The 8,595-nt window shown below is 31.4% G+C and carries 8 protein-coding genes; all 8 read left to right on the top strand.

What is annotated here, in order from left to right; translation table 11 throughout:
* Positions 1–330 precede the first annotated feature (330 nt).
* Positions 331–567: a FeoA family protein gene (locus tag P8V03_RS14720; protein WP_318798743.1), complete on the top strand. Its 237-nt coding sequence runs from the start codon at positions 331–333 to the stop codon at positions 565–567.
* Positions 568–672: 105 nt separating this feature from the next.
* Positions 673–906: a FeoA family protein gene (locus P8V03_RS14715; protein ID WP_261671482.1), complete on the top strand. Its 234-nt coding sequence runs from the start codon at positions 673–675 to the stop codon at positions 904–906.
* Positions 907–991: 85 nt separating this feature from the next.
* Complete coding sequence (gene feoB, locus P8V03_RS14710; RefSeq protein WP_318798742.1) at positions 992–3,037, top strand: ferrous iron transport protein B; 2,046 nt, start codon at positions 992–994, stop codon at positions 3,035–3,037.
* Between the two features lie 120 nt (positions 3,038–3,157).
* Entirely contained in the window at positions 3,158–3,610 is a 453-nt protein-coding gene (locus P8V03_RS14705; protein ID WP_318798741.1) for a Fur family transcriptional regulator, read from the top strand.
* A 25-nt stretch (positions 3,611–3,635) separates the two neighbouring features.
* Positions 3,636–4,667 (top strand): methyl-accepting chemotaxis protein, encoded by a 1,032-nt coding sequence (locus P8V03_RS14700; RefSeq protein WP_318798740.1) that lies wholly within the window; start codon positions 3,636–3,638, stop codon positions 4,665–4,667.
* 18 nt (positions 4,668–4,685) lie between these two features.
* On the top strand, positions 4,686–4,958 hold the full coding sequence (locus tag P8V03_RS14695; RefSeq protein WP_261671478.1) for a transcriptional regulator: 273 nt from the start codon (positions 4,686–4,688) through the stop codon (positions 4,956–4,958).
* A gap of 78 nt (positions 4,959–5,036) precedes the next feature.
* Positions 5,037–5,666 (top strand): DUF3793 family protein, encoded by a 630-nt coding sequence (locus P8V03_RS14690; protein WP_318798739.1) that lies wholly within the window; start codon positions 5,037–5,039, stop codon positions 5,664–5,666.
* A gap of 266 nt (positions 5,667–5,932) precedes the next feature.
* The gene (locus P8V03_RS14685; RefSeq protein WP_318798738.1) at positions 5,933–8,512 is read left to right on the top strand and encodes a RyR domain-containing protein; all 2,580 of its coding nucleotides are present in this window, start codon (positions 5,933–5,935) and stop codon (positions 8,510–8,512) included.
* The last annotated feature ends 83 nt before the right edge of the window (positions 8,513–8,595 follow it).

The raw sequence follows: 8,595 nt of genomic DNA, 5'->3' as shown, positions 1-8,595 counted from the left end.
AAGCATCCTTAATTAAGGGTGCTTTTTTTAATTGGTTTAATTATTCCTAGTAGACAAAACCATAGTAATGCTTAGGTATAGTTACCTAAATTTTAATACGTTAAGTAAAATGGAAAAGCATATGACAACATTGGCGTTATCATATGCTTTTCTATTTTATTTAAGAAAATTTTAACAAAAGGCTTGCAAATTGGTAAACATGTGTTATACTAAAAAGGTAGATGAAATTGAGAATCATTTTCATTAAGACAAATGAGAGGTGTTTAATAGAAAAGTATTTATTTAAAAAACATTTAGTGATGATAATTATATATTTAAGGAGTGAAAAGTATGGGAAAAGTAATGGGATTACATGAAGTTGAAATTAAAACTAAAGTTAGGGTGGTACAAATAAATCCTGAAAGTAAAATGAGAAGAAGGATAATGGACATGGGTATAGTTAAAGGTACAGAACTTGTATTAGAAGGAAAAGCACCTATGGGAGATCCAATAGAGATTGGAGTAAGGGGATATAATTTAAGTCTTAGAAAAAATGAAGCAAAGGATGTTATTGTGGAAGTGATATAGAATTTTTAATAATTCTTATAAGAAAAATATAAGTTATCCAAATTTATGTAACTTAGTGGAATTCTTATAGGTAAGAAAGAGATATCAGAGAGGGGAGTTTTTACAATGAGCAGCCTATGTATGCCTTTAAACTCTATTGGAATTGGCAGATATGCAGAAGTAAGCAATGTAGAAGGCGGAGAGCTTATGGGAAAAAAGCTTATGGAGATGGGAGTTAACAAAGGAGCAGTAATTGAAGTTGTGAGAAACGATGCAGGACCTTTAATTATAAGGGTTGGAGAAAGTCGTTTAGTATTAGGAAGAGGAATGGCACAAAAGGTTATGGTTAGAGAGGTTTAAAACATGAAAGTTAAGCTAAAAAGCTTTTAGAGTATAAAAATTAAGAATCATTATATTCAGCATTAAGAAATACGGGAGGAATAAGATGAGTAAGGAATTAATAATAGCTTTAGCTGGAAACCCCAATTGTGGTAAGACTAGCTTATTTAACGAGTTAACAGGTTCAAAACAACATGTAGGTAACTGGTCAGGAGTTACAGTTGAAAAGAAGGAGGGAAAGTTAAGGTTTGGTGATAGAAGCATAACTGTAGTAGACTTACCTGGAACTTATAGCCTTGGAGCCTATTCAGAGGATGAAGTAGTAGCTCGTAACTTTATAATAAAGAACAAGCCAGATGTAGTAATTAATGTAATTGACGCTAGCAATATTGAGAGAAACTTATATTTAACAATGCAGCTTTTAGAAACAGGTGCTAAGGTAATTTTAGCACTGAATATGATGGATGAAGCTAAAAATAAAAAAATAGAGATAGACATAAAAAGGTTATCGAAGGAATTTAATGTACCTGTTGTTGCCACAATAGCCACTAAGGGTGATGGTATAAAGGAACTTATAAATGAAGCTATAAAACTAGGAGATGCAGAAAAAAGTAGTGTCTATAAAGTTGACTATGGAAAAGATATAGAGAAGGAAATTGGAATCTTACAGAATGCAATTTCAGAATGTGCAGTTACTTTAGATTATCCAGCGGAGTGGACAGCAGTAAAACTTTTAGAAAATGATGAATATATAAAGAAGTACATACAGGAAAAAGAAGGGCTTAATAGCATAAGTGATAGAGCGCAAAAAAGCGAAGAAAATTTAATAGCAATAATAGGATACGAACCAGATACTTTTATAATAGATAGAAGATATGAAATAGTAAGCGAGATAATTCAAAAGACTGTTAAAAAAGAAACAGTTAGAATAGAGAGTACTTCTGATAAGATTGATAAATGGATTACCCATAAGTGGTTCGGAATACCTATATTTGCAGTAATAATGTTTACTATGTACCAAGTGAGTATGACCTTTGGAAATGGATTTTTAGGTGGAAAGGTAGATGAAGGGTTTGCACTACTAGGTGAATGGGCAGGAAATGCTTTAACTAATGCTGGCACTCCAGAATTATTAAAATCCTTTATAACAGATGGACTTATAGGCGGATTAGGATCAGTACTTGTATTTATACCTATGATTTTCACTATGTATTTTGTTATAGCAATACTTGAAGATAGTGGTTACATGGCTAGAGCTGCCTATGTAATGGATAGATTTATGAGTTCCATAGGCCTTCATGGTAAGACAGCCATATCACTTATAATATCTGGTGGTTGCAATGTGGCAGGAATAATGTCTACGAGAACGCTAGATAGCAGAAAAGATAGAATGGTAGCTATACTTATAAATCCATTTGTATCTTGTTCAGCTAGATTGCCGGTTTATGCGTTATTTGCAGGTGCTTTTTTCTCAGGTAAAAAGCTAGGAATCTTTGATCAAGGTGGAATAGTAATATTTTCTCTTTATGCATTAGGAATTATAGTTGCAATATTAGTAGGTAAATTTTTAAGCACAAATGTATTTAAAGGAGAAGAATCATATTTTATAATGGAACTTCCTCCTTATCGTATTCCAACAGCTAAAGGTTTATTTATTCATATGTGGGAAAAATCACAGCATTTTATAAAAAAGATGAGCACAGTTATTTTAGGACTAGTTATAATTGTTTGGGTACTTTCAAACTTACCAGGAGGAGTAGAACCGGGAAGTAAAGATAGTTTGATTGGTATAATAGGATCATTTATTGCTCCAATATTTGAACCAGCAGGCTTTGGAACATGGCAGTCATCAGTGGCTCTTATAACTGGCATTGGAGCTAAAGAAGCAGTGGTAAGTACTTTAGGAACGGTATATGGAGTAGGAGAAGAAAATCTTACAGCAATTATTCAACAGGCATTTACACCTCTTTCAGCTTTAGCTTTTATGGTAATGTCCCTTTTATATTGCCCTTGTGCAGCTACAATAGGAGCAATAAAAAGAGAAACAAATTCATCTAAATGGGCTTTGGCAGCAGTAGTTTATACTTGTGTAATTGGTTGGATAGCAGGAGTTTTAGTGTATCAAATAGGAAAACTTTTAGGATTTAGTTAGTAAAGAACATTAGAAGGAAAAGTCCACCCTTGAATTGAGAATGATTATCGATTTCATGATTGGTGGACTTTTTATAAAGATAACAATTCAAATATAATTACAAAAGGGTGTTGATAAATAATGATTAATGAATTCAACGACATAAATTATATTGGAGATAAGTTAAAAGAAAGAGGGTATAAGCTTACACAACAAAGGCTTCAGATAATAAAGGCAATTTATAAAAATAATATACATATGAATGCTGATGAAATATACAGTAAGGTAAAAGGTAAAAATATAGGACTCAGTACTGTATATAGGAATGTTACGATTTTGGAGGAAGTTGGTGTTCTAAAAAAGATAAATATAACTAATACCATCTACTATGAGTTGGACTTAACAGATAAATATAAGTTTCACATACATGCTAAATGTGTCAAGTGTAATAAGATAATAGACATAGAAGAAACAGAAGTTTACGGAAATTTTATGAAAAGCTTAAAGGAACGAAATGAAATTCTAATTGAGAGTACTAGTATTGTTCTATCAGGAGTATGTAAGGATTGTGAAAAGAAACTAAAAATAAGTTGATAGGTTTTTAATAGAGGTGAGTTTATTGAATGTATTCAAAAAAATAATAAATAGTATAATAGGTGAAACTAAGGGTAAAAAAAGTGATAGTGAAGATAATATTGAAATTAATAGCAATGGAGTATTAGATTTTACGGAAAAAGTAAAGAAAATTTCAGATAAAATTGCTGACAATACTTCTTCTGTAAGGGATCTCATTGATGAAATAGAAAGTTCTGCAAATAACAATTTGAGCATATCTGAAAAGTTAACAGAGGAAATGTCAACTGTATCTGCAAAGGGAGAAGAGATGTATTCCTCAATAAAGGAAATAGAGAAATCAACTTCTCTCATTGCTGAAAAAGTTTTAGAGACATCTCAAAATACTGAACTAGTTAGTAAAAAGTCAAAAAATTTAAAAGACGATGTTTTTCAATCTATACAAAATTCTAAATTCATATTAGATAAGGTAAAGTTAGAATTAAATGAGGCTATAGAAGGCTCGAAAGAAGTAGAAAAAATATATGAGTTTTCGGAAGACATAATAAAAATAACAAAACAAACAAATCTTTTAGCCCTAAATGCGTCTATTGAAGCAGCTAGAGCAGGAGAGGCAGGAAAAGGATTTACTGTAGTTGCAGGAGAAGTTAGAAAGTTAGCAGAGGAATCGGAGAAAATTGTAAAAAACATAAATGGAATAATTAATAATGTAAGTCTTTCAGTTAAAAGACTAAATAAATCCTCCTATGAGGTTCTTAGTTATCTAGCTGAAACTGTAAGTAAAGACTATGACAAGCTTATAAAGGTATGTGAAGAATATGACAATGATGCTGTAAACTTCAACAATATAATGAACAATGTAAGTAACTCAACTGGGGAGATAAGTGCATCTGTAGAAGAATTGACTAATGTAATAAACGAGGTTTCAAGTACCATAAAAAAATCTTCAGATAACGTTACGGAAATGTCCTTTGACATCTTATCAACGGTAGACAAGGTATATGAGGTCAAAGATAAGATTGAAGAAAATACAAAAGATGTTGAAAAATTAAATTTTTCAATTGAACAGTTTAAGTAATAGGAAGGGTGTGTAGAAATGTTAATGAAAATACTAAAAAGATTGGCTCAGGGTGGAAGTTATTCTAACAAATCAGTGGCAAAAGAACTAGGTATAGATGAAAGTTTAGTAGAACAAATGATTATACAACTTGAGCAGTTGAAATATATAGAGAAAGATGGTATGAATAATCTTTCAGGAAGTTGTGGCAGTAGTTGTGCTGGTTGTTCTACAAAAGGAAGTTGTTGTTCTAATAATATCGAAATTAATATATGGAGAATTACAGAGAAGGGTAAAAAGGCTATAGCATAAGTGAAATTATTGCTCCACCAATAGAAAGTTATGATATGAAGACTAATAGTAATAGGTAAAGTAATGGAGGATGGTATTATGAGTAAAGATGAACTAATAAGTTTTGTAAATATAGTGAATAATTATAATGATATAGAGTATTTATTTTCAACAATAGTATGCAGTACTAGCCCTACACTGGCAAAGGAAAAGGTATCCTCCTTACTAACTTTCAGTAATGATAACCGTAATTTGCAGAATACCTGGGAAGAGTATAAGGAGCAAATTAAAGATATATTGGAAGTGAAGTTTTTTGAATTAAAGAAGAATGAAAAAAATACTATTGTGTTATTTTATAATGAAGAAGAACTAAGGAATACCATAAGAGAAGAAAAAAACATGAAGTTTTTAAGTAGGTTTGGATATAGTAAAGAAATGAATTTAGAAGAATATTTATGTCTTCTAAGCAAGCGTTTTGAAAATCAGTGTCCTCATGAAATAGGAATTTTTTTAGGATATCCTATAGAGGATGTCATTGTTTTTACTGAATGTCCAAATAAAAAATGTAAGATGGCAGGGTATTGGAAGGTTTATCATAATCTTGAGGAAGCAAAAAGTATTTTTAAAAAATATGATGAAATAAAACATAATATTATAAGAATGATTATAAGAGGAACTAAGCCCGTTGAAATATTAGGTAGCAATGTTATTGCTAATTCAATGTGTTAAAATAATTAACATGAAAATCCTCATAAAATATTTATAAATCCACTATCGATAATTATTATTGATAGTGGATTATTGAATTTAAATTGTATGGATTAGGTACTGGATAAATAATAAAAATTTAAAATAGGTAGAAAACTAATAAGGTATTAAAATAACAATCTTAAGTCTAAGAAGAAGTAGATAGTTATTTAAGGTTGTAAACTAAATAAGTTTAATATATTATTAGTGAATATATTACTGTTTATAGTGTGAAGGGAGTGCAGAACATGTATGAGAAAGGATTGAAGATAGTTGTATCTGGAGATATTTGTATAAATTCTTTACAGTGGGTAACAGAACCTCAAAATAGTAGAGGATTAAATTGGCAGAACCATTTGAATGTACATAGCGTTTTAAAGCCAGGAGAGTCACTACTTTTAGCTAAACTTGTGGCCTTAGCAACAGGGGCCTCTATACACTCGCCTAAAATAGATGATATAGAATTAAATATATCAAAGGATTTTCTTCGTTCCATTGCGGAGCTGGAACCTTTTCCTATGTCTGCCGATAAAAAAAAGAACAAGAAGGTATACAGAATAAAACGGTTTCTTGGATTTGCTGGTCCATCCTCTAATAATCCAAAGTTATTACCTATAATTGATGATGATGAAAATGCTGATATAGTTATAATAGATGATGAAAACAATGGTTTTAATTCCAATGAAAAATTCTGGCCTTTAGCACTAAAAACACCTGGGAAGTTTCCAATAGTTTTATATAAAATGAATAATCCTATTGGATCTAGTGCACTATGGAAACAGCTGCAGAAGTTTCATTTTGAAAAAACAATAGTGGTTATAAATGGGGATGATTTACGTTCTAAGGGAGTTAATATTAGTAAAAGTCTCTCCTGGGAAAGAACTGCACAGGATTTTGTGTGGCAAATCAATAATAATCCTAATCTTGCATTTCTTGCAAACTGTCATCATCTTATAGTACCCTTTGGTCTTGAGGGGGCTATTTACTACAGAGATGGAGGAGTGAATGAAGCTTACTTATACTTTATACCCTATGAATTTGAAGGAGGTTCTTTCAAAGATACTGATGGCAAAATGTATGGGCTTACTTCATGTTTTGTGGCAGGACTTGCGAAAAGTATTGCTTCCGAAAGTTATAATAAAGAAGAATTTCCCTTACTGATAGGGGAAGGAATAGGTGAAGGAATCGTTGCTGTTCAAAAGTACTTTGTTAACGGCTTTGGAGAAAATGTTGAGGAATTTCAATTTCCTAGTCCTACATTATTTATTGAAGAAGAGGATGATTTTATAAACAGAGATTTAATTCAAGATGTGAGGATACCTGATTTGACTCATAAGGATAGCAACTATTATTGGTATATACTTAGCGATAAGAGTTCTACTAATCTAGCAGAAATAGCATACGATATTGTGAAAAATGGAGTAAACGATGTACTTAATTCTATACCTATAGCTCAGTTTAGGAATCTACAAACTGTAGATAGGACTGAAATTGAAAGTTATAGAAGCATTAAAAATCTCATGTGGGAGTATATTTCCACTAAAAATACAGTTCGACCACTTTCAATAGCTGTATTTGGAACTCCAGGCTCTGGAAAATCTTTTGGTGTAACGGAAATAGCGGCAAGTATTGCTCCAGAATTAATTGAGAAGCTAAGTTTTAACTTATCTCAGTTTAGAACACCACTGGATTTAATTAACGCCTTTCATAAGGTAAGGGATTTTTCCTTAGAAGGTAAGATTCCCTTAATATTTTTTGATGAATTTGATTCTGCTTTTGAAGGTAAATTGGGATGGTTAAAGTATTTTTTAGCACCTATGCAGGATGGAGTATTTAGAGATGAAAATTCTATTCATCCTATAGGAAAAGCTATCTTTGTTTTTGCTGGTGGAACAAATAGTACATTTAGAGAATTTCATGGAGAAGACATAAAGGATGAAAATGAAAGGAAACAATTCTTACTAGAATTTAAAGGAGCTAAAGGTCCTGATTTTATAAGTCGATTAAGAGGGTATGTAAATATCCTAGGCCCAAACCAAACCGATGAGAGAGATCAATTGTTTATAATTAGAAGGGCTATGTTATTACGCTCTTTGATAGAACGCAAAGTACCTCATCTTATAGATGATAACGGAAAGGCTAAAATTGATAATGGAGTACTGCGGGCATTGCTTAAAATTCGAAGATATAAGCATGAATCAAGGTCTATGGAAGCTATACTTGAAATGAGTATGCTAACTAATGCGAAAATTTGGGAACAATCAGATTTGCCTTCTAAGGAGCAATTGAAATTACATGTAGACGAGGAACAATTTTTACGGCATTTAATGCATGATGCATTTTATAGTGAAAAAATAGAAAGTCTCGCTATGGCTATTCACGAAAAATATAGAATGCTTAGTGAAAACAGCAGAAATATAGATCTAGATTTCATAGTTCCTTGGGAGGAGCTTAGTGAGGAATTAAAAAACTCAAATCGTGATCAGGCTAGACATATCCCTAATTCATTACTTAAAATTAATTATGATATTATTTCTGTTAAGGAAAATCCGGAGTTTGTACAATTTACGGAAAAAGAATTGGATATTCTAGCTGAAGATCAACATACCCGTTGGTACCGTCATAGAAAAAAGGCGGGATGGAAGTATGGAGTCATTAAAGATAATAAGAAAAAAACTGATCCAGCACTGGTTTCTTGGGATAACTTGCCTTATGATAAAAAGGATAAGGTATATCAAATGGTTAAGATTTGGCCAGAAATTCTATCAAAATCAAACTTTAAAATAGAAAGGCTAAAATTTTTATCTAAATCCGATACTAGCGATTAGTTTAATAGAGTTTAAATTTAAATTAGTTAATCTCAGTAAGTTGAGCAATTAGTTTCATTATAACTGTTCAATTTACTGAGATT

It is taken from the genome of Clostridium tanneri (assembly GCF_033659955.1).
Taxonomy (GTDB): Bacteria; Bacillota; Clostridia; order Clostridiales; family Clostridiaceae; genus Clostridium_AM; species Clostridium_AM tanneri.
This window is presented reverse-complemented; position numbering and strand designations above follow the sequence as displayed.